The following is a 20,648-nucleotide window of genomic DNA, read 5'->3' as shown; positions in this document are numbered from 1 at the left end:
GCGCACGCCGGTTGAAGACGCTGCAAGGCCTCACGCCATTCGAATATATCTGCAAAATCTGGACTTCTGAGCCAGAACGATTCAACATTGACCCAACCCTCCACATGCTGGGACTACACACCTAGTCCTCCCGCTAAATGCAGACAACGCCTAACCCGAACAGCGCCCCACCCGAATTGACCAGTCGCGGCTTTCATTCTGGCAAAAATATCCACCGGGGTTTCTGAAGGGGGGCGTGCCCCCCTTCAGGCAGGGGGTTTGGGGGGCGACAGCCCTCCAATTCCCCTCTTTATACTGACGGCACATGCACAGTGCCGTCAGTATAAGACGCGGGGATCATCAATCCTCGAACAATTCCGATTGCCCGCTTTGCCCCGCATCGTCATCGTCATCGTCATCATCCTCGCGCCCGCCCCCTTCGCGTCCGGGCATGGGACGGCTGTCCAGCAATCCCGCTTCGCGCAATTCCCTCAGGCCCGGCAGGTCACGCGCGGATTCCAGCCCGAAATGGTCCAGAAACGCAGGCGTCACAACGAATGTCACAGGGCGCCCCGGGGTCATGCGCCTGCGCCCCAGACGAATCCATTCCAGTTCCAGCAACTGATCGATCGTTCCGCGCGACAGGGCAACGCCGCGGATTTCCTCAATCTCGGCGCGGGTGACAGGCTGGTGATAGGCAATAATCGCAAGGGTTTCGATTGCCGCACGCGACAATTTGCGCAGCTCAACCCGTTCGGATTGCATAAGGTAGCCCAGATCAGGCGCAGTGCGCAGCGCGTAGCCATCGCCCACCCGCACCAGCGTGACCCCCCGCCCCTGATAGCGCGTGCGCAGATGCGCCAGCGCTTCAGCGGCATCGCACCCATGTGGCAGGCGTGCGGCAATGGCCGCCAGCGTCAGCGGATCGGCGCTGGCAAACAGGATCGCTTCGATCATGCGTTCCTGTTCGGCCATGGGGGGGGCGGGAAACAGGCTTTTGTCGGGGGCGGCATCGGGCGGCAGTGTCATGATGCGCCCCTATTGCCCTTTGCGCCTGCGCAAATGCAAGGGGGCAAATGTGTCGGACTGGCGCAGCTCGATCTGGCCTTGTTTGGCCAGTTCAAGTGTCGCCGCAAATGTCGAGGCCATGGCAGAGCGCTTGCGCGCGGGGGCGCCGCGCCATCCGTCCGGCAGATAGGCTTGCAGGCTTGTCCAGTCAACCGCGCCGGGCACCATCTGCAACAAGCGTTCCAATGCGGCTTCCAGCGGGTAGATATCTGTGCGGTCAAATGCATAAGGGCGGAACTCGTCACGGGTGCGCAACCGCGCATAGGCGCGCATCAGGTCCAGCAGGCTGGCATCATACACTGTCTTGCGGTTGACTGCCAAACTCTGAGGATCACCGCGCACGAAAAAATCCCGCCCCTTCTGGTCGCGTCCCAACAGGCGCGCGGCCGCTTCGCGCATGGCCTGCAGGCGTTCCAGCTGAAAGGCCAGATGCGCCGCCAGTTCTTCACCAGAGGGTCCCTCCTCCGTGGGGTCGGGCGGCAACAGAAGGCGTGATTTAAGATAGGCCAGCCAGGCCGCCATCACCAGATAATCGGCAGCCAGTTCAATGCGCAATTCCCGCGCCTTTTCAACGAAAACCAGATATTGTTCAGACAGTTGCAACACCGAAATGCGGCGCAAATCCACCTTTTGGGTGCGCGACAGCATCAACAGCAGGTCAAGCGGTCCTTCGAACCCGTCCACGTCCACAATCAGCGCTTCTGCGGCGCGCCGTTCGGCAATGCTGTCATGGACCCAATCATCTGTCATTGGCGTAGCCTAGGACGCGGTGTCCATCCTGTCCCAGTCGCGCAATCGCGCCACATAGCGCGCCATGGTGTCGACTTCCAGATTGATGGCATCGCCAAGCGCGACATCCCCCCATGTCGTGACCTGTTTGGTATGCGGGATCAGGTTGATCCCGAATTCCGCGCCGTCCACGTCATTCACGGTCAGCGATGTGCCATTCAGTGTGACGGACCCTTTGGGGGCAATAAACCCCGCAAGGCTGCCCGGCGCGCGCAGGCGCAACCGCGTGCTGTCCCCGTCGCGGTCCAGTCCCACCACATGGGCCAGCCCGTCCACATGCCCCGACACAATATGCCCGCCCAGTTCATCGCCCACTTTCAGCGCGCGTTCCAGATTGACGCGGCGGCCGGTTTGCCACTGGCCCAGATTGGTCTTGGCCACCGTTTCCGCCGAGACCTGCACTTCATACCAGTCCGGCCCCAGCGCCACCACCGTCAGGCACACCCCGTCAGACGCAATGGACGCGCCAAGGTCGATTTTGTCCGTGTCATAGCGCGTGTGGATGCGCGCGCGCAAATCGCCCTCCTGCACCAGTTCGCCAACAACCCCGATATCCGTGATAATCCCTGTGAACATGACCTGACGCCCCTTTCAGATTGCAATGTCTGACGTAAACCGCCCCACCAACGATAGCAAGCCCGCCACAGTGATGCCGTTTTTGTTAACTATATGGCTGACATGCAGACAGGGCAGGTTTAGGGTTTGACAAAATTTCGGGCGTATCATCTGCATATCAAGTAATTACAGGCGCGGTGTATCATGCGTATCAGTGGTGAGGGGCGGTGCTTCCTGTTGTTGCAGGGACCACATGGACCATTTTTCAACAGATTGGGCGCAATGCTGCGCCAGACCGGCGCGCAAGTCTGGCGTGTGGGCTTCAATCAGGGCGATGCCGTGTTCTGGCGCGACAAGGCGCATTACATTCCGTTTACCGCCCCACCAGAGCACTGGCCTGCACAGTTCCGCGACATTCTGACCGCCCATAAGGTCACCGATATTGTGCTATACGGCGATGTGCGCCCCTTGCATGCGCAGGCCGTCCAGATCGCAAGGGCCGCGGGCCTTACGATCCATGTCTTCGAAGAAGGATATTTGCGACCCTATTGGGTGACCTATGAACGCAACGGGTCAAACGGCAATTCCGCGCTGATGCATATGACCATCCGATCCATGCGCCGCGCCTTGCGCAAAAGCGAACTGGAACTGCCCGACCCCCCCGCCCATTGGGGCGATATGCGCCATCATATCTTCTATGGGGCAGTGTATCATTTCTGCGTGCTGGCACTGAACCGGCGCTACCGCCATTTCCGCCCGCATCGCTCGCTGGGTGTCGCGCAGGAATTCGCGCTGTATCTCAAACGCCTATGGGCCATGCCGCTGACATATCTGCAACGCGCCCTGGCCAGCTGGCGCATTCGCAATGGCGGCTTTCCCTATCATCTGGTGTTGTTGCAACTGGAACATGACAGCAGCTTTCAGGCGCATAGCCCCTTCACGACGCTGACGGAATTTCTGGAACTGGTCTTTGCGGGCTTTGCCAAGGGCGCGCCGCGCCATCATCACCTTGTCATCAAGGCCCACCCGCTGGAAGATGGGCGCGCCCCGCTGCATGCCTCCATCAAGGCGCTGACACAGGCACATGGCCTGTCGGGGCGGGTGCATTTTGTGCGCGGGGGCAAACTTGCGGCCCTTCTGAACCATGCCCGTTCGGCGGTGACGGTCAATTCCACTGCGGCGCAACAGGTGCTGTGGCGCGGGATGCCGCTGAAAATTTTCGGGCGCGCGGTCTATGACAAGCCCGAATTCGTCTCGGACCAGAGTGTTGAGGCGTTTTTCACACACCCCGCCCGCCCCGATGCGCGCGCGTATCGTGATTACCGGCGCTTCTTGCTGGAAACCTCTCAGGTGCCGGGGGGATACTATTCTTTGCGGGGACGGCGGCAATTGATGCGACATGTGGTGGATCTGATGCTGGCCCCCGACGACCCTTATGCGGCGCTGATGCGCGGGGACGCGGCACCACGGCAACAGGTGCGCAAGGCGAAGTAGCCGCCAAGTCATTAAACCCCTTGGCGAAATCCCACCCAGCCTGTATGGTTTCCCCAATTATCAGAGGCATGTCCTTTTCAAAGGAGCCCGAGCAGTGTTTGCTTTGTCTTTAAAATGGGGCCATTCGGTGGCCCTGCTTGCAGCTTTGGCTGTCACGTCTTCTTGTGGTGTGTCCCGAGACGGCCCTACCATGAACGAAATCTTCGAAGGGTCCGTCATGCGGTCCGGTGATGCGCATGTTATCGGGGTCACCAGACAGGTGGCGCAGGTGGCCAACCGTCCAGCGTCATTGGGGTTCAGCCATGCGCTGCGGTCTGGGGCCTTGCTGGGGGGCGACACCATCCGCCCCGGTGACACAATCCGCCTGAACATATACGAAAACGTGCCCGAAGGGTTGCTTGCGCCGGAAACGGCCAACAATGCCATCATTGAAGAATTGCAGGTCGATGATGCGGGGTTCATATTCGTGCCCTATGCCGGACGCATTCGCGCAGCCGGCCATTCCCCAGATGCCCTGCGCCGCGTGCTGACGCAATCGCTTGACGAACAGACCCCCGAACCGCAGGTCGTGGTTTCGCGCGAAGCTGGCGACGGCGCAAGCGTGTCGGTCACGGGCGGGGTCAATGTTCAGGGCGTCTATCCCATCACGCGCGCCACAGGGCGGCTAAGTGCAATGGTTGCGCTGGCAGGCGGGATCAACATTCCGCTGGAAACAGCCCAGGTGCTGGTGACACGCGGCACCCGTCAGGACAGCGCGTGGCTGGAGGATATCTTCGCCAACCCGTCGCTGGATATTGCACTGCGCGGCGGGGATCGGGTGCTGGTCAAACAGGACCAGCGCGCGTTTTCCGTGCTGGGGGCAACCGGTGCATCCAGTCGCATGATCTTTGACACGCAGACCATTTCGGCAATTGACGCGCTGGCCATGGTGGGCGGTCTGGACCCGTTGCGCGCGGACCCCAAGGGCGTGTTCATCTTCCGCGATGAAGTGCCCGAAGTGGCCAGCGCGATTTTGGGACACCAGAATATCGTGACCGACCAGCGTTTCGTCTATGTGCTGGACCTGACAGCGCCCACGGGCATGTTTGACGCGCGCGATTTCAAAATACGCGACGGGGACACCATTTTCGTGACCGAGGCCAGTTCCGTATTGTGGGCGCGCCAGATTGCCGCGCTGACCGGATCGCTGACAGCAACATCTGTCGCGCGCAGCACCATTACCGGCGACTAGGACATGGCGCGCAAAACCGGTTCCCGCTTTTGCGCGCCAGACACGCGACCACACAAGCGTAAAGCGGGTCGCGTGAATGACCATGAACGCATCACACACTGATCCCCTGCGCGCCCCCGGGCCGCAGGGGGTGCATGCCTTCAGCGGGGGCTTTCTTGGCCTGCACGCATCGGCTCGGCGCATCCGCAGAATTTTGCAATTGGCAGGGCTGGCGGTGCGCATTGGCTGGCCTGACAGCACCGGACAGGTTGCAGTGTGGGGCCATGCGCCGCGCGCCAGCCGGGGCGAAGCAGTGGCGCAGCACACGGGCGCAACGCTTCTGCGCCTTGAGGATGCCTTCTTGCGCTCGCTTTTCCCCGGTCGCATGGGCGAACCGCCGCTGGGCCTGCTGATCGACCGCAGCGGGGTGCATTATGACCCCTCGCGCCCCAGTGATCTGGAAACCCTGCTGGCAACGCACCCGTTTGATGACCACGCGCTGATTGAACGCGCGCGCCTTGGCATGGCGCGCATGAAGGCACTGGAACTGTGTAAATACAGCGCCCATGACCCCGCCGCCCCCGTCCCCGCGCCCGGATATGTGCTGGTCGTGGATCAGGTGCGCAATGATGCCGCGCTGCGCCATGGGGGGCTGTCGGGGCCTGTGTCTGATCATGTCTTCCGCGACATGCTGGTGCAGGCCCAGCTGGACCACCCCGGCGCGCGCATTGTCATCAAGACCCACCCCGAAACCCTGCACGGGTTTCGTCAGGGCTATTTCGGGACGCAGGATTGCAGCGCGCCCCATATCAGCTTGCTGGACACAAAGGTGTCAAACTGGCGCCTGCTGGACGGCGCGATTGCCGTGTACACTGTGTCGTCCCAACTTGGGTTCGAGGCGATTTTTGCAGGCCACAAACCCCATGTCTTTGGCCACCCTTTCTATGCAGGGTGGGGCCTGACGCAGGACCAGTCCCCCCACCCGCGCCGCCGCCGCACCCTGACACGCGCGCAGCTTTTTGCGGGCGCGATGCTGCTGTATCCCACATGGTATGACCCCTGCCGCGACCGGCTGTGTCCATTCGAAGATGTGGCCGACCATCTGGAAGCGCTGGTGCGCGCATGGCGCGAAGATCATGCGGGCTATGTCGCGCTGAATATGCGGCTGTGGAAACGCCCCCATCTGCAGGCGTTTTTCGGGCGCTGGACCAGATTGCGGTTTTCGCGCGCCCCCCGCCCCGCGACGCGCGCGATGGTCTGGGGTGCTGCACCGGCACCGGATGGCCCTGTCACCCGCATTGAAGACGGGTTCCTGCGCTCGCGCGGGTTGGGGGCTGCGCTGACCCCGCCCCTGTCGCTGATTGCCGATGATATGGGCCTGTATTACGATCCGCGCCACCCGTCGCGGCTGGAACAGCTGATGGCCGCCCCCTTGCCGCCGGGGGGGGAAGCGCGCGCTTGGCGGCTGATCGCGGCCATTCGCAAGGCGGGATTAAGCAAATACAACCTGTCGGGCGCGCCGCCTGCCCTGCCTTCGGGCCACAGAATACTGGTGCCCGGTCAGGTCGAAGATGATGCCTCCTTGCGGTTTGGCGCGGGCCGGATCACCACCAATCTGGATTTGCTGCGCGAGGTGCGCAAGCACAACCCCGCCGCGATCATCCTGTATAAACCCCACCCAGATGTGGAAGCGGGCCTGCGCCCCGGCGCAGTCACGGCCGATGTGGCGTTGCAATACGCTGATCTGGTATTGAACCACGCAGACCCCGCCCGGCTGCTGGAGCAGGTGCAGGAAGTCTGGACCATGACATCCACCCTGGGGCTGGAGGCGCTTTTGCGCGGTGTTCCCGTCACCACAACGGGCGCGCCCTTTTATGCGGGATGGGGGCTGACGCGCGATTTGGGCAATGTGCCCGAACGCAGGCGCGCGCGCCCCGGTCTGGCGGGGTTTGTTCATGCCGCGCTGATCGCCTATCCCCGCTATCTGGACCCGCTTACGGGCCTGCCCTGCGCGCCGGAAGTGGCCGCTGAACGGCTGGCGCAAGGCAAGCTGCCCAAAGCGCCCGCTTTGCGCATCCTGTCCAAATTGCAGGGCGTGTTTGCCAGCCGCGCGCATCTTTGGCGTTGACCTTGGGGGGGGGTGGCGTACACCTGCACTGCACCCGCCCCGCCCCGAGAGAGGACAGCTTGACCCACGCCCCCAACCACCCCGTCAAGACCGCATTCTGGATGTGCGGGGCCATTGCGTCCTTCATTGCCATGGCTGTATCAGGACGCGCCATACAGACAGTGCTGGATTCGTTTGAACTGATGTTCTGGCGTTCGCTGATCGGGTTCATGATTGTCTGTGCGCTTGTCATGCTGTCGACACGGTCGCGTTCGGGGTTTGGGGCCGCAATACGCCCCACGCGACCGGGATTGCACCTGACGCGCAATATTTTCCATTTCGCCGGACAGAACCTGTGGTTTTACGGGCTGATGGTCATTCCGCTGTCGCAACTGGTGGCGCTGGAATTCACCATGCCCATCTGGGTGGCCCTTCTGGCCCCGCTGGTGCTGGGGGAAATATTCACGCGAAAGCGTCTTATGGTTGCGGTTCTGGGCTTTGCCGGGGTGCTGGTTGTGGCGCAACCGGGGGTGCAGGCGCTGAATTCAGGGCATCTGGCGGCGATTCTGGCGGCGGTGGGGTTTGCCATGAACCTGCTGCTGACCAAACACATCATGCGCCATGACGGGGTTTTATGCGTGTTGTTCTGGATGACCGTGTTGCAAACGCTGTTCGGGCTGGGGCTGGCGCAGATTGGCGGGTTCACATGGCCCCCTGCGGCAATTTGGCCATGGCTGGCCATCATCGGGGTCACAGGGTTAAGCGCGCATTATTCGCTGACCACGGCGCTTAGCCTAGCGCCTGCGTCCACAGTGGCGCCAATGGAATTCCTGCGCCTGCCGCTGATCGCGTTGGTGGGCGTGTGGCTTTATGCAGAAGCCCTTGATCCGCTTGTGTTTGCAGGCGCGGCCATCATTGTTCTGGCGAACTGGATCAACATTCGGCCCGCGCGCCGCATTGCGTAACGCGCAGGCACGGGCCCGCGCCATTGTGGCGGCGGGGGATGTTGGGGGGCGCAAATACCCCTACGTCACGCAGATCACGAAAGCCAAAAAAAATGTTCAAACATTCCGCACTCTATGGTCTATAGGGGGAACCCGCCAATAAATGGCGCGTGCTTGAATAATAAAAACACACCATGGGAGGAAATCATGGATCGTCGTTCCTTTCTGAAAACCTCGGCCCTCGGGGGCGGTGCGGCTGCGGCAACGTCGCTTGCGGCGCCTGCTGTTGCACAGGGTCGGATGACCTGGCGCATGGTCACGACATGGGCCAGAAACTTTCCCGGACTTGGCACTGGCGCGCAACGCGTGGCGGACCGCATCACTGCGGCATCTGGCGGTCGCTTGACGATCGAACTGTTCGCAGCGGGTGAAGTTGTGCCAGCTCTGCAATCGCTGGACGCCGTTCTGGACGGCTCTGCGGAAATGAGCCACGGTGCCGCCTATTACTGGCAAAACAAATCTGTGGGCCTGTCGTTTTTCACCGGCGTCCCCTATGGGATGACGTCGCGCGAATTATCGGCTTGGGTCCGGTTTGGCGGCGGGCAGGAAATCTGGGACGAGATTTATGATCAATTCGGCGTCGTAGGTTTCCTGTCCGGCGATACCGGCACGCAGGCGGGCGGCTGGTTCCAGAACGAACTGACCGGCATTGACGACATTCAAGGCATGCGCTTTCGCACGCCAGGTCTGGGGGGGCAGGTCTGGCAGAAACTGGGCGCCAGTGTCACCAACCTAGCGGGCGGTGAGATTTTCGCAGCGCTGCAATCAGGCGCACTGGATGCGGCGGAATTCGTTGGCCCGTATAATGACCGTGCCTTCGGTTTCCACCAAGTGCGCAAGCACTACTATACATCTTCTTTTGTCGAACCCGGACTTGCGACCGAGCTTGTCGTGGACAAGGCCAAGTTCATGGACCTGCCCAGCGACCTGCAAAGCATCATTCGTGACGCGGCACAGGCGGAATATGACAACATGCCATCGGAATTTTACTATTATGATCCGATCGCGCTTGCGGACATGGTTGAGAACCATGAGGTGATCGTGCACAAGGAATTCCCCGAAAGTATCCTGCAGGCGGGCGCAGTAGCGTCACGCGAATTGCTGGAGGAGATTCTGAGCAGCGGCGATGCTTTGACACGCAAAACGGCGGAAAGCTATATTCGGACCCTCAACCAACTTCGTGGGCGCACGCAAAACACCGATCTGACATTTGCATTGGCACGCGAAAAATACTTCGATATTTCCGATCTGGGTTAAAACAGCTCTTGCCTGATCAAGGTTGAAAATCCGGATGGTCCCGACCTGTTTCGGGGCCATTTTTCCAAATCCCGCCCCCTTTCCCATCGGAGGATGTCGTGACAGCGCTTGCGTATCTGATGCGCCTGATCAATCTGGTCAACAAGGTGCTTGGCAATGTCTTCATGTGGCTTGCCACGGGAATTGTGATTGTCTGTTTCTGGGTTGTCGTCGAACGCTACATATTTTCCACGACACGTCTGTGGATGCAGGATTTATATCCCTGGATGAATGGCGTGATGTTCACGGCTGTGGCGGGCTATGGGCTGTACCGCAATGACCATGTGCGGGTGGATATTTTCTACAGGCCCGCATCCACGTTGCGCAAGGCATGGCTGGATTTGCTGGGCGTGTGCCTTTTCCTGCTGCCCTTTGCGTGGGTTGTGTGGTCCTATTGCTACACATTCGTGATGCGGTCCATCGGCCTTCTGGAGGCCTCCTCAAACCCCGGCGGCATGCCGGGGCTGTTTGTGCTGAAAAGCTTTATTCTGGTGTTCGCCGTGACAATCGGCTTGCAGGGCATCGCCATGGGCATTCGTTCCATCCTGATCATTGCCGGACGCGAAGATCTGGTGCCATCTGATTACCGCTACCAATATGACACGGAGCACGCCTGACATGGATCCTGTATTGATTGGCGAAATCCTGGCCGGGTTGATGTTTTTCGGGGTGATCGGGTTTTTGCTGCTGGGGTTTCCCGTGGCCTTCACGCTGGCAGGCACATCCATTCTATTTGCCTATATGGGCCTGTATTTCGGTGTATTCGACATGTCGAACCTGCGCGCACTGGCGGGACGGTATACTGGATACATGATCAACGAAGTTCTGGTGGCAGTGCCCTTGTTCATCTTCATGGGTGTCATGCTGGAACGCAGCAATATTGCCGAACAATTGCTGTCCACGATGGGGCGGCTGTTTGGCAATATGCGCGGGGGCCTTGGCATTTCGGTCATTCTGGTGGGGGCGCTGCTGGCGGCGTCTACGGGCGTGGTGGGGGCAACTGTGGTCACCATGGGGCTGATTTCACTGCCCGCCATGATGCGCGCGGGCTATGATCCCAAACTGGCCTGCGGGTCCATCTGCGCGTCAGGCACTTTGGGCCAGATCATCCCGCCGTCCACGGTGCTGATTTTCATGGGCGACATGATTGCGGGCATGAATTCACAGGTGCAGATGAGCCTTGGGAATTTTGCGCCCAAAACCGTGTCGGTGGGCGATTTGTTTGCAGGCGCGATGATACCGGGGCTGCTGCTGGTGGCGCTGTATATCGGCTATATCGTTTTCAAGGCCATCACCGACCCGCAATCCTGCCCCGCAACCCCCGTCCCCCCCGAGGAGAAGGCGGGGCTGTGGAAGGAAATCCTGTTCGCACTGGTCCCGCCCCTGTTGCTGATCGGCGCGGTTCTGGGGTCCATCCTTGGCGGCATCGCCACCCCCACCGAGGCCGCATCGGTGGGCGCGGTGGGGGCCACGCTGCTGGCCGCGCTGCGCTGGCGGCTGTCGTTCAAGGTGTTTACCGAGGTGGCGCGACGCACTGCGGTCGTCACCTCGATGATTTTCGTCATCTTGTTTGGGGCGTCGGTGTTTGCCATCGTGTTTCGCCAGATGGGCGGCGACAATCTGGTGCGTGAATTCCTGACCACCATGCCCGGCGGCGCGATGGGGGCCATGATCACAGTGATGATCATCATGTTCGTTCTGGGCTTCATTCTGGACACGTTCGAAATTATCTTCATCGTGCTGCCCATCACCGCCCCTACCCTGTTGCTGCTGGGCGTGGACCCGGTGTGGCTGGGCGTGATGATCGGGGTGAACCTGCAGACATCCTTCCTGACCCCACCTTTCGGGTTTTCGCTGTTTTATCTGCGGGGTGTCGCGCCCAATTCTGTCAGCACCGGCATGATCTACAAGGGCGCGGTTCCCTTCGTGTTTTTGCAGATTGCCGCAATCGCGCTGCTGTTCATCTTTCCCGGTCTGGTGCTTTGGTTGCCCTCCATTCTGTTCTGAGGCGTCGGGCGCAACATGGGCAAACACCTGCAAGAATGCCGCAGGCCGACATTCCCGGCTTGCGGCATGTTGCATCATGCGGCACTTAGGGCAGGTCGCCCAAAGCGGCGCATACCGACATCTGGAAGACAGCGATGCGCAAACCGGCCCTGATTTCCCTTTACCTGGCCCTGTCATGGGTATCGCCGCCACTTTGGGCGCTGGCGCTGCGGTCGCGCGCCAAACAGGGCAAGGAAGACAGCGCGCGGCTGGCGGAAAAATGGGGCCATGCCAGCCAACCCCGCCCGGACGGGCCGCTGATCTGGATGCATGGTGTCAGCGTGGGCGAATCCGTGGCGCTGCTGACACTGATTGCGCGCTTGCGCGCGCAACGCCCGGATGTGACCATCCTTCTGACAACCATCACGCAGGCCTCGGCGCAGGCGCTGGAAAAACGCGCCCTGCCAGATGGCGTGATCCATCAATACATGCCCGTGGACACCCCCGCCGCCGTGCGCCGTTTCATGGACCATTGGCGCCCCGACCTGACCGCCATAGCGGAAGCCGATCTGTGGCCACGCATCCTGATGGCCGCCAAGGCGCGCGGCTGTCCCATGATCTTGCTGAACACCCATGTCACCCCGCGCCGCTACAGGCGCAGGCGCCGTGCCCCTGCGGCCAATGGCTGGCTGATGAACCTGTTTGACGACATCCATGTGCAGGACAGCGCCTCGCATGAGCTGTTCCGGGATCTGGGCGCACCGATGGACAAGCTTCAGGTCACAGGTGTTCTGAAAGCCGCATCAGACCCCTTGCCGGATGTGCCCGCCGAACGCGAGAAACTGGATTCAGCCATGGGTGCGCGCCCCCGCTGGCTGGCCGCATCCACCCGCGCAACCGAGGAAGACCAGCTTTTTGACGCGCATACACTGGCCTGTGAACAGCTGCCCGACATGCTGATGATCATTGCCCCGCGCCAGATGCGCGACGCCGACAAAACGCAGGCCATGGCGCGGGAACGTTTTGGCGCGGACCGCGTTGCGCGCCGGTCAAACGGCGATGCGATCACCCCCCGGACGCAAGTGTATATCGCGGACAGCATTGGCGAAATGGGGCTGTGGTATCGCTTGGCGCCCGTGGCCTATACCGGGCAGTCGCTTCCGCTGCCTGACCGAATACTGGGCGGCAAGAACCCGTTTGAAGCGGTAGCGCTGGATTGCATGATCGTGCATGGCCCGACTGTGGCCAATTTCCGCGAAGCCTATGACCGGCTGCACGCCGAAGGCGGCGCGCTGGAAGTGGCAGACCCCGCGCAAATGGCGCAGGCGGTTTGTGACGCGCAATCCCCTGAATTTCGCGCGCCGTTCCTGGCCGGGGCGCACCGCGTGCAGGAGCAAAACATGCAACCCTTGGACAAGGCGCTGTCGTCGATTTTGCGCATGCTGGCGCCCCCCCGCTAACCGCCCGCGAATTTCGGGTTTTCCCGCTTGGGCGAAGTTGATACACACAGCCCAACGCGCGCACATGTAAGGGGATTATGTCCATGGATAAACTTCGCGTCTATATCGGCTGGGATTCGAGAGAGGATATCGCCTATCAGGTCGCCAAACAGTCGCTTGAGAAGCACGCCTCTATCCCTGTCGAGGTGGTTCCCATCAAGCTGGATGATCTGGTAGAGCAAGGCCTGTATACCCGCGAGATAGACCCGCTGGCGTCAACCGAATTCACCTATTCGCGGTTCCTTGTGCCGCATCTGGCAGGCTATGACGGCTGGGCCATATTCGTGGATTGCGATTTCCTGTTCTTTGGCGATGTTGCGGAATTGCAAGAGTATATGGACCCGAAATATGCGGTCCTGTGTGTTCAGCATGACTACAAGCCCAAGGAAACCACCAAAATGGACGGGGTTCCGCAATCGGCCTATCCGCGCAAGAACTGGTCGTCCTTCATGCTGATGAATTGTGGCCATCCGTCCACCAAACAGCTGACACCCGAGCTGGTGAACCGCGAAAGCGGGGCCTATCTTCACCGCATGCAATGGGCGCAGGATGATGAAATCGGCGCATTGCCCACGGGCTGGAACTGGCTGGAAGGCTGGTATGACAAACCCGCGCAAGGGTATCCGCAAGCAGTGCATCACACGCGCGGCGGCCCTTGGTTCAAGGAATGGCAGGACGTGGATTATGCGGCCGAATGGCTGGCAGAAGCCGCTGAATATGAAGCGAAAACCGGCACCAAAGCCTGACATCCAAAACGACTTATGTCTAACAAACGCGGCGCGCGATCAGCGCGCACCGCGTTTGCAGATATTATGGTGAAGTCCATCAAAAGCGCGCCACAGCGTCAGGGTCACCGGTTCCAGAACGCCAGCAAATCTGCGGCGGTGTCATGGGGCTGGCCCAGTTTTTGCGCTGCATAGACCTGCGCGCCCACAAGTGCGGCAATGCGCCATGCCTGCTGAACACGCGCGGCGCCTTCCCCTTGCAGCTGATACATTCCTTCAATCGCATCGCAGGCCGATGAAATTGCCAGCACCATTTCAAGCGCCGGTGCTGCCGGCCATTGGCGCGCCAAAACTGCGGGAAGGTCCGTGACTGACTGCTCCGAATCCAGAACCGCCAAAGCCGCGGCGTCGGTCATATGCGCGAGAAAGGAACAGGACATGATGAATGCGGCACGACCAGTATCAAAAAGGTTATGGCCCCACCCCTGGCGCCAGCCCTGCTATAGCATGGAAGCACGCAACTGCATGCAAGAATTTGATGAAAATTTCATCGTATCTGCAATAATCCGCCTCTCGCGGCAGGTCTGGTCATAAATGCCGCATCACGCGGCACTTGGTGTCGCTTTACCCGCGCTGCGCGTGATCCGCAAGCTTTTGAAATGGGCGATTTCGCGCTGCGTCCATGTGCCGATATCCCACGCTTTCGCGGATTTGCGCAATGCGTGCATGCGCGCTTTGGCTTCGTCCTCGGTCATGGCAAGGGCTTGTTCCAGCCCGCTATCCATGGACGCTGCTGAAAACGGGTTCACCGGAATGGCCCCGTCCAGCAACACCGCGCAGCCCGCAAATTCCGACAGCACCAAGGCACCGGGTCGCTGCGCATCGCGCGCAGCGCAAAATTCCGAGGCGACCAGATTCAGCCCATCTGCCAGCGGGGTAATGGATGTCACATCTGCAGCCGCGTAATAGGCCACCAGCTGTTCCAACGGTATGGCGCGCGAAATCAGCGACACCGGCTGCCAGTCGAAACTGCCATAAGTGCCGTTGATACGCCCGGTCAGGGATTCAATTTGTTCCTGCACCTCCGCATAGGCGGTCATGTTGCGGTTTGCGCCCACGGAGACAAGCATCAGCCGCACCTTGCCATGCAAGTCACGGCGGCGCTGCAGCAAGCGGTCAAACGCTTCAAGTTGCTGGATATTGCCCTTGGTATAATCCGTGCGCGACACGGACAAAACCAGTTTACAATCGCCCAGATCAGCGCGAATTTCGTCAACACGGGTGCGCAGGTCAGGCCGTGCGGCAAGGGTCTCGATATGGTCAAAATTCACGCCCACCGGGTTGGTGTGAATGCGCGTGCGTTTGCCGCCCAAATCCAGCTCCAGCGGAATAAGCCTGTCGTTTAATGCGCCGCCGGTGGCCAGCATGCGCGGCGGGGTTTCGGCTTCTTCGACCAGTCGCGCGGCCTTCAGGCTGCGCACCACTGCGGCGAAGTTCTGCGCATAGCGCGGAATATGGAAGCCCACGGAATCGCAGGCCAGCAAACTGTCGATAATTTCGCCCCGCCATGGCAGAACATTGAACATGTCCGGCCCCGGAAACGGCGTGTGGTGGAAAAAGCAGATTGTCGCATCAGGCTTCAGCTGGCGCAAATACCCCGGCACAAGCCAAAGATTATAGTCATGTATCCAGATCACCGCGTCATCTGTGGCCTGTTCTGCCGCCGCTTCCGCAAAGGCCCAGTTGACCGACCGGAATGTGGGCCAATCCACGGGATCGTAATTATAGCGTTCCTTGAACCCGTGCAGGATGGGCCAGAATGCCTCTTTCGAGGTGACATGATAAAAGCTGCGGACCTGTTCTTTGGTCAACGGAAGCCGACTGACCGTATAGGTGCCGAAACTGTCCGAAATTTCGATCACCGGGTCGAAACCGGGGGCGGATGTATCCGCGCATTCCTTCCATGCGACCCACGCGCCGCGTTGCGCTGTGCCCAAAAACCCCTTCAAGGTGGGCACAATACCGTTGGGGCTGGAATTTTCACGGTAGCGGGTTATGCCGCCTTCAACCACTTCTTCATAAGGTTGACGATGATAGACAATGACAAGATCGGATTTCATGAAGTCACCTTTGGGGGGGTGGGGTGCAGGCTGAAGGCGGCAATCGCTTCCAGAATGCCGCCAGCCCCGTGTTCGGCGCAGTGGCGCGCGCGCGGCAGGCTGCGGGTCGCGGCCAGCAGTTCTGCCTCTGCGCCGCCGACAACGGCACCATGCAGGCCAGTTTGAAACATGGACAGGTCGTTCAGCGTATCGCCGGCCACCAGAACCTTGTCGGCAGGCAAGCCCAGATGTGCAATCAGCCGCAGCAAGGACGGCCCTTTGCTGACGCCTTTGGGCAGGATATCCACAAAACACCCATGCGAGATCAGGATATCCACTTCCAGCCCGTGTAACACCTCAAGGCTGTCAGGGTCGAACCCTGCGCCATATTCATAAGACAGCCGGTAGCGGAACGGCGCGGTCTGCAACCTTAGCCCGCTAATGCCGCGCAGCCGGTCCCTGACGGTGTTGCCATGGTCGCGCCACGCATCGGCAATGGGCGCTTCCAGATCATCAAGCGGATGCACGCGCCCGTCGCTGAACCGCGCGATCGTCGTGCCAACATCGCCAATCACATATTCAGGTGCGGGGATTTCACCATTTGCACATAGCGCGCTGATGAAATCAGGGTCGCGCCCGGTAACGAAGATAAGGCGGGTATGCGGGGCATGGGCGCGCAGCCAGTCATACAAGGTTTTGCGCGCTGCCGCCGACCCGCCCAGAAATGTGCCATCCAGATCGGTGGCCAGCACCATGTCGCATTGCGCAACAGGGTCGCTGTATTTTTGGTTCATCTGCATGGTATTCAACATGTGGCGCATCGCCCCGAATTGCCACCAATCGCCCCGATTCAAGGGAATTTTCAGGTGAAAAAACAAAAACCGCCCAATAAATGGGCGGTTTTTCAAATCTTATGCCTAAAATTTGGCAGCTGTGGCTTATGCCAGCGCCAAATTCGAAGCAGATTCACGGCCATCGCGGCTTTTTTCCAGATCGAAGGTCACTTTCTGACCATCTTCCAGACCGCGCAGACCTGCACGCTCAACAGCCGAGATGTGAACAAAAATGTCTTTTGCCCCGCCTTCAGGCTGGATGAAACCGTAACCTTTGGTGGCGTTGAACCATTTCACTGTGCCATTGGCCATGGTGATGTCTCCTGGTAAGTATGCTGCCCACGACATGCGGCAGCCCGGCTCAGTCAGTGCAAGATCGAAGTGACTGTGGCCGAGGTCGGAGAACAGTGGTCGATAGTGGTAACGTCGCGCAATTATTTTGCGGGATTCGCGCTGAAAATGCAACCGAAATCGCAGCTATAGCAGTGAAATCCGTTTGGCCATGTCCAGCATGCGGCATGAAAACCCCCATTCATTGTCATACCAGCCAAAAACACGCAGCATGCCGCCATGGGTCATCTGGGTTTCAGGCAGCGCCATGATCACGCTTTCGGGGCGGGCGCGCAAGTCTGTGGAAACAAGCGGCTTTTCGGTCCAGCCGATGACACCGCCCGCACCGCGCAACACATCATTCACCTGCGCCAGCGTGGCCGGACGCGCCAGCATGACCGACAAATCCACCGCCGAAACGGACGCTGTGGGCACGCGCACCGCCGCCCCCAGCAACCGGCCCGTCAATTGCGGCAACACATGTTCAACAAGACGCTGCGCGCTGGTGGTTGTGGGCACCATGGACAGCGCGGCCGCGCGCGAGCGTGCCGGGTCCCCGCGCGGGGCGTCAACACTGGGCTGGCTGCCAGTGTAGCAATGCACAGTGGTCATGAACCCGGTCTGAATGCCCCAATGGTCATCCAGCAATTTGGCAAGGGGGGCCAGCGCATTGGTGGTGCAAGATGCGTTTGAAATCAGGGTATGGTCAGGCGTCAGCACGCTGTCATTTGCCCCCAGAACCACCGTGACCTGAGCTGCACTGGACGGGCCGGAGACAAGAACGCGGCGCGCGCCCGCGCGAAGCCCCCTGCGGGCCACATCCACCGTGTCAGCATGGCCTGTGCATTCCATCACCAGATCGACATCTGACAAATCAACATCGGACAGGTCGGCAGCATGGGTCAGGCGCAAGCTGCGCCCGGCAACAATCAGCTGCCCGTCTTGCAAGGCGACCCCCCCCGCAAACGGCCCGAAAACCGAATCATATTCGAACAGATAGGCGCAATCGGCGGCGCTGGCGATATCATTGACCGCAACAATCTGGATATTCGGCCAGCCGCCTTGCAGCCAGGCCCGCACCACTGTGCGCCCGATGCGCCCAAACCCGTTTATGGCCACCCTCAGCATCGACAGGCCCCCTGCCCCGATTCAAAGATACAGGGGCGCAGTTGTGCTGAAAACCCGTCTGGTTGCAAGCGCAACACTGGCCATCACATCAGAAAAACCCTTTTCCGATAGTATTAATCGGGATTTGACAAAGCCAAGTATTTTTGTCATCTATTAAGGCAACAGCCAGCCCACAGGTCAGCAAACGTGCCGAACCAAACAGACCAGAAAGGCCCCGCGCATGAATGCGATAACCCGTTTTGACCCGCAACCAACCCAGACGCCGCCTGTCCATGACGTCTATTCCCTGACACGCGGCGGCGCACTTGCCCAGATTGTTCTGGATGGCAAGACCTATCAACTGCGCATTACCCGCGCGGGAAAACTGATCCTGACCAAATAGAAACGGGGGCCATCCAGGCCCCCGTTCCCTTGGACTTTCTGCAGCGTCAATGCCCCAGAATTTGGCTTAGGAACAGCTTGGTCCTGTCTGATTTGGGGTTGTTGAAAAACTCCCGCGGTTCGTTCTGTTCCACAATCTGCCCCTGGTCCATGAAGATAACGCGGTTTGCCACCGCTTGCGCAAAGCCCATCTCATGGGTCACGCACAACATGGTCATGCCTTCTTCGGCAAGCGCGATCATGGTGTCCAGAACTTCCTTGATCATTTCCGGGTCCAGCGCGGATGTGGGTTCGTCAAACAGCATGATCCGGGGTTTCATGCACAGCGACCGCGCAATGGCAACGCGCTGTTGCTGGCCGCCCGACAACTGGCCGGGATATTTCAGCGCCTGTTCGGGAATTTTGACCTTCTCCAGAAAATGCATGGCAATTTCCTCGGCCTCGCGCTTGGGGGTCTTGCGCACCCAAATCGGCGCAAGGGTGCAGTTTTCCAGAATCGTCAGATGGGGAAACAGGTTGAAATGCTGAAACACCATGCCGACCTCGGAACGCACCTTGTCGATATTCTTCAGGTCGCCGGTCAGTTCGGTGCCATCAACGATGATCTGCCCGGCCTGATGTTCCTCCAGCCGGTTGATGCAGCGGATCAGCGTTGACTTGCCCGACCCGGACGGCCCGCAAATGACAATCCGTTCGCCACGGTTGACGGTCATGTCAATGTCGCGCAGCACATGAAACGTGCCATACCATTTGTTCATGCCGGTGATCTGAATCGCCACCTCGTCGCTGATTTGCATCTGGCTGGCGTTGATTTCACGATCCACCGGGATTTCAATTTTTGTTTCGGTCATGATGCGACCCCTTTTACCTGTGATCCGTTTTCAGCTTGCGTTCCAGATACATGGAATAGCGCGACATGCCGAAGCAGAAGATGAAGAACAAAGCCCCGATGAAGATGAACAATTCCCAATAGATGCCGTTCCAGTTCGTATCGGCACGAATGGCATTGGACAGGCCGATGGGGTCCAGCAACCCGATAAAGACAACCAGCGTCGTGTCCTTGAACAGGCCGATAAACGTATTGACGATTCCGGGGATCGAGATTTTCAGCGCCTGCGGCATGATGATCAGGCGCTGCGCCTTCCAGTAATCCAGCCCCAGCGCGTCTGCGGCCTCGTATTGGCCCTTTGGCAGGGCAGCAAGGCCACCGCGAATAACCTCGGCCATATAGGCGGATGCAAACAGCGTCACCATGATGATCACGCGCAAGATCAGGTCAAAGGCCGTGCCCGGCGGCAGAAAATAGTTCAGCAGCAACGAGGCGGTGAACAGAAGTGTAATAAGCGGCACACCCCGGATGAATTCAATCACCATCACACAGACGGATTTCAGAAACACCATGTCGGACTGGCGGCCCAAAGCCAGCAAAATACCAATGGGCAGCGACAGCGAAATGCCGGTAACCCCGATGACCAGCGAAATCAGGAACCCGCCAAACCTGTCAGAGCGCACGAATTCCAGCCCGATCGGCGCAACCGACGTCATCGCAGCCGTGAAGCCCCCTGCAAACAGCACCCACCACAATACCGGCACCAGAATTGCCCCGGTAATTGCAAGAAGCGGTGCAAATTTGGCCAACAGGCGAAAGGCAACATAGCCCAACACAAAGCCCAAAATCACCGAGATGGGCAGCCAGACCGACCCGCCCCATAGCAGCTGATAGGCCACAAACGGATATAGCGCCGAAAAACCCAATAATTTGCGCGGCAACTGGCTGAACAGCACAGGGGCCAATGCAACAAACAACAGCACCAGCGACAGCACTGGCCGCCAGTAATGCTGCGGCGGGTAGAAGCCGAACAGCAACTGGTGCCACCTGTCGCGGATGACGGCAAAGCACGCCCCGCTGGTCCCGTCCAGAACCTCGCGGCATTCGCGCAGGGATTGCGCATTCCACACGGTATTGAGCAACCACGGCCCGATAGCCGAGAGCATATACCAGATTGCCAGCAGCGAAAACACGGTCAGAAGGCTGTTCAACCAGCCCGAAAACAGGTTTTCACGCAGCCATTTGACTGCACCTTTTTGCGCGATGGGGGCCGGTTTTTCAGGCAACATGCTTTGGCGCACATAGGCGACGGTCTGTGCGTGGGTGTCGCTCATGA

Annotated in this window: 20 protein-coding genes and 1 pseudogene; 11 read left to right on the top strand and 10 right to left on the bottom strand. The window is 59.8% G+C overall.

Features of this window, described 5'->3' with window-relative positions:
- Positions 1–125, top strand: a pseudogene (locus ACTZWY_RS07120) (IS481 family transposase); the annotation flags it as partial.
- 214 nt (positions 126–339) lie between these two features.
- On the opposite strand, the gene scpB reads toward ACTZWY_RS07120, so the two are convergent.
- From scpB to ACTZWY_RS07105, 3 genes are read right to left on the bottom strand one after another with little or no spacing between them, the layout of a single operon-like run.
- The gene (gene scpB / locus ACTZWY_RS07115; RefSeq protein WP_444789998.1) at positions 340–1,008 is read right to left on the bottom strand and encodes an SMC-Scp complex subunit ScpB; all 669 of its coding nucleotides are present in this window, start codon (positions 1,006–1,008) and stop codon (positions 340–342) included.
- A 9-nt stretch (positions 1,009–1,017) separates the two neighbouring features.
- The gene (locus ACTZWY_RS07110; protein ID WP_444789997.1) at positions 1,018–1,797 is read right to left on the bottom strand and encodes a segregation and condensation protein A; all 780 of its coding nucleotides are present in this window, start codon (positions 1,795–1,797) and stop codon (positions 1,018–1,020) included.
- A 9-nt stretch (positions 1,798–1,806) separates the two neighbouring features.
- The gene (locus ACTZWY_RS07105; protein ID WP_444789996.1) at positions 1,807–2,412 is read right to left on the bottom strand and encodes a riboflavin synthase; all 606 of its coding nucleotides are present in this window, start codon (positions 2,410–2,412) and stop codon (positions 1,807–1,809) included.
- Between the two features lie 183 nt (positions 2,413–2,595).
- On the opposite strand from ACTZWY_RS07105, the gene ACTZWY_RS07100 reads away from it, so the two are divergent.
- From ACTZWY_RS07100 to ACTZWY_RS07060, 9 genes are all read left to right on the top strand, one after another.
- Positions 2,596–3,885, top strand: coding sequence for a capsule biosynthesis protein (locus ACTZWY_RS07100; protein ID WP_444789995.1), 1,290 nt, complete (start codon positions 2,596–2,598; stop codon positions 3,883–3,885).
- Positions 3,886–4,075: 190 nt separating this feature from the next.
- Positions 4,076–5,116, top strand: a complete 1,041-nt coding sequence (locus ACTZWY_RS07095; RefSeq protein ID WP_444789994.1) for a polysaccharide biosynthesis/export family protein — start codon at positions 4,076–4,078, stop codon at positions 5,114–5,116.
- Between the two features lie 82 nt (positions 5,117–5,198).
- The gene (locus tag ACTZWY_RS07090) at positions 5,199–7,223 is read left to right on the top strand and encodes a capsular polysaccharide biosynthesis protein (RefSeq protein ID WP_444790003.1); all 2,025 of its coding nucleotides are present in this window, start codon (positions 5,199–5,201) and stop codon (positions 7,221–7,223) included.
- A 59-nt stretch (positions 7,224–7,282) separates the two neighbouring features.
- Complete coding sequence (locus ACTZWY_RS07085; protein ID WP_444789993.1) at positions 7,283–8,167, top strand: DMT family transporter; 885 nt, start codon at positions 7,283–7,285, stop codon at positions 8,165–8,167.
- Positions 8,168–8,353: 186 nt separating this feature from the next.
- Positions 8,354–9,463 (top strand): TRAP transporter substrate-binding protein, encoded by a 1,110-nt coding sequence (locus ACTZWY_RS07080; RefSeq protein ID WP_444789992.1) that lies wholly within the window; start codon positions 8,354–8,356, stop codon positions 9,461–9,463.
- Positions 9,464–9,561: 98 nt separating this feature from the next.
- Positions 9,562–10,119 carry a TRAP transporter small permease subunit gene (locus tag ACTZWY_RS07075; RefSeq protein WP_444789991.1) on the top strand — a complete coding sequence of 186 codons (558 nt, stop codon included), beginning with the start codon at positions 9,562–9,564 and terminating at the stop codon, positions 10,117–10,119.
- A 1-nt stretch (position 10,120) separates the two neighbouring features.
- A complete protein-coding gene (locus ACTZWY_RS07070) occupies positions 10,121–11,509 on the top strand; it encodes a TRAP transporter large permease (RefSeq protein ID WP_444789990.1) in 1,389 nt (462 codons plus the stop codon).
- Positions 11,510–11,643: 134 nt separating this feature from the next.
- Positions 11,644–12,948, top strand: coding sequence for a 3-deoxy-D-manno-octulosonic acid transferase (locus tag ACTZWY_RS07065; protein WP_444789989.1), 1,305 nt, complete (start codon positions 11,644–11,646; stop codon positions 12,946–12,948).
- 83 nt (positions 12,949–13,031) lie between these two features.
- Positions 13,032–13,733: a hypothetical protein gene (locus tag ACTZWY_RS07060; protein WP_444789988.1), complete on the top strand. Its 702-nt coding sequence runs from the start codon at positions 13,032–13,034 to the stop codon at positions 13,731–13,733.
- 104 nt (positions 13,734–13,837) lie between these two features.
- Here ACTZWY_RS07060 and ACTZWY_RS07055 read toward each other — a convergent pair whose 3' ends face one another.
- The 5 genes from ACTZWY_RS07055 to ACTZWY_RS07035 all read right to left on the bottom strand — a co-directional run bounded on the left by ACTZWY_RS07055 (position 13,838) and on the right by ACTZWY_RS07035 (position 18,102).
- Complete coding sequence (locus tag ACTZWY_RS07055; protein WP_444789987.1) at positions 13,838–14,152, bottom strand: hypothetical protein; 315 nt, start codon at positions 14,150–14,152, stop codon at positions 13,838–13,840.
- Positions 14,153–14,314: 162 nt separating this feature from the next.
- Positions 14,315–15,832, bottom strand: coding sequence for a glucosylglycerol-phosphate synthase (ggpS, locus tag ACTZWY_RS07050; RefSeq protein ID WP_444789986.1), 1,518 nt, complete (start codon positions 15,830–15,832; stop codon positions 14,315–14,317).
- Complete coding sequence (locus tag ACTZWY_RS07045) at positions 15,829–16,623, bottom strand: HAD family hydrolase (protein ID WP_444789985.1); 795 nt, start codon at positions 16,621–16,623, stop codon at positions 15,829–15,831. Before ACTZWY_RS07045 ends, ggpS begins: the two co-directional genes overlap by 4 nt.
- 126 nt (positions 16,624–16,749) lie before the next feature.
- Positions 16,750–16,956, bottom strand: coding sequence for a cold-shock protein (locus ACTZWY_RS07040; RefSeq protein ID WP_277803547.1), 207 nt, complete (start codon positions 16,954–16,956; stop codon positions 16,750–16,752).
- 165 nt (positions 16,957–17,121) lie between these two features.
- Positions 17,122–18,102, bottom strand: a complete 981-nt coding sequence (locus ACTZWY_RS07035) for a type I glyceraldehyde-3-phosphate dehydrogenase (RefSeq protein ID WP_444789984.1) — start codon at positions 18,100–18,102, stop codon at positions 17,122–17,124.
- 220 nt (positions 18,103–18,322) lie between these two features.
- Here ACTZWY_RS07035 and hemP point away from each other — a divergent pair, with 220 nt between their 5' ends.
- Complete coding sequence (gene hemP, locus ACTZWY_RS07030; RefSeq protein ID WP_444789983.1) at positions 18,323–18,484, top strand: hemin uptake protein HemP; 162 nt, start codon at positions 18,323–18,325, stop codon at positions 18,482–18,484.
- A 46-nt stretch (positions 18,485–18,530) separates the two neighbouring features.
- Here hemP and ACTZWY_RS07025 read toward each other — a convergent pair whose 3' ends face one another.
- The gene (locus ACTZWY_RS07025; protein WP_444789982.1) at positions 18,531–19,334 is read right to left on the bottom strand and encodes an amino acid ABC transporter ATP-binding protein; all 804 of its coding nucleotides are present in this window, start codon (positions 19,332–19,334) and stop codon (positions 18,531–18,533) included.
- 13 nt (positions 19,335–19,347) lie between these two features.
- Positions 19,348–20,646: an amino acid ABC transporter permease gene (locus ACTZWY_RS07020; RefSeq protein ID WP_444789981.1), complete on the bottom strand. Its 1,299-nt coding sequence runs from the start codon at positions 20,644–20,646 to the stop codon at positions 19,348–19,350.
- Positions 20,647–20,648 lie beyond the last annotated feature (2 nt).

It is taken from the genome of Roseinatronobacter sp. NSM (genome assembly GCF_052379845.1).
Taxonomy (GTDB): domain Bacteria; phylum Pseudomonadota; class Alphaproteobacteria; order Rhodobacterales; family Rhodobacteraceae; genus Roseinatronobacter.
This window is presented reverse-complemented; position numbering and strand designations above follow the sequence as displayed.

Bases quoted from the DNA above. Each gene is read 5' to 3' on its own strand.
- scpB (WP_444789998.1), bottom strand. From the start codon at position 1,008: ATGACACTGCCGCCCGATGCCGCCCCCGACAAAAGCCTGTTTCCCGCC.
- ACTZWY_RS07110 (WP_444789997.1), bottom strand. From the start codon at position 1,797: ATGACAGATGATTGGGTCCATGACAGCATTGCCGAACGGCGCGCCGCA.
- ACTZWY_RS07105 (WP_444789996.1), bottom strand. From the start codon at position 2,412: ATGTTCACAGGGATTATCACGGATATCGGGGTTGTTGGCGAACTGGTG.
- ACTZWY_RS07100 (WP_444789995.1), top strand. From the start codon at position 2,596: ATGCGTATCAGTGGTGAGGGGCGGTGCTTCCTGTTGTTGCAGGGACCA.
- ACTZWY_RS07095 (WP_444789994.1), top strand. From the start codon at position 4,076: ATGAACGAAATCTTCGAAGGGTCCGTCATGCGGTCCGGTGATGCGCAT.
- ACTZWY_RS07090 (WP_444790003.1), top strand. From the start codon at position 5,199: ATGAACGCATCACACACTGATCCCCTGCGCGCCCCCGGGCCGCAGGGG.
- ACTZWY_RS07080 (WP_444789992.1), top strand. From the start codon at position 8,354: ATGGATCGTCGTTCCTTTCTGAAAACCTCGGCCCTCGGGGGCGGTGCG.
- ACTZWY_RS07070 (WP_444789990.1), top strand. From the start codon at position 10,121: ATGGATCCTGTATTGATTGGCGAAATCCTGGCCGGGTTGATGTTTTTC.
- ACTZWY_RS07065 (WP_444789989.1), top strand. From the start codon at position 11,644: ATGCGCAAACCGGCCCTGATTTCCCTTTACCTGGCCCTGTCATGGGTA.
- ACTZWY_RS07060 (WP_444789988.1), top strand. From the start codon at position 13,032: ATGGATAAACTTCGCGTCTATATCGGCTGGGATTCGAGAGAGGATATC.
- ACTZWY_RS07055 (WP_444789987.1), bottom strand. From the start codon at position 14,152: ATGTCCTGTTCCTTTCTCGCGCATATGACCGACGCCGCGGCTTTGGCG.
- ggpS (WP_444789986.1), bottom strand. From the start codon at position 15,832: ATGAAATCCGATCTTGTCATTGTCTATCATCGTCAACCTTATGAAGAA.
- ACTZWY_RS07045 (WP_444789985.1), bottom strand. From the start codon at position 16,623: ATGTTGAATACCATGCAGATGAACCAAAAATACAGCGACCCTGTTGCG.
- ACTZWY_RS07040 (WP_277803547.1), bottom strand. From the start codon at position 16,956: ATGGCCAATGGCACAGTGAAATGGTTCAACGCCACCAAAGGTTACGGT.
- ACTZWY_RS07035 (WP_444789984.1), bottom strand. From the start codon at position 18,102: ATGCTGAGGGTGGCCATAAACGGGTTTGGGCGCATCGGGCGCACAGTG.
- hemP (WP_444789983.1), top strand. From the start codon at position 18,323: ATGAATGCGATAACCCGTTTTGACCCGCAACCAACCCAGACGCCGCCT.
- ACTZWY_RS07025 (WP_444789982.1), bottom strand. From the start codon at position 19,334: ATGACCGAAACAAAAATTGAAATCCCGGTGGATCGTGAAATCAACGCC.
- ACTZWY_RS07020 (WP_444789981.1), bottom strand. From the start codon at position 20,646: ATGAGCGACACCCACGCACAGACCGTCGCCTATGTGCGCCAAAGCATG.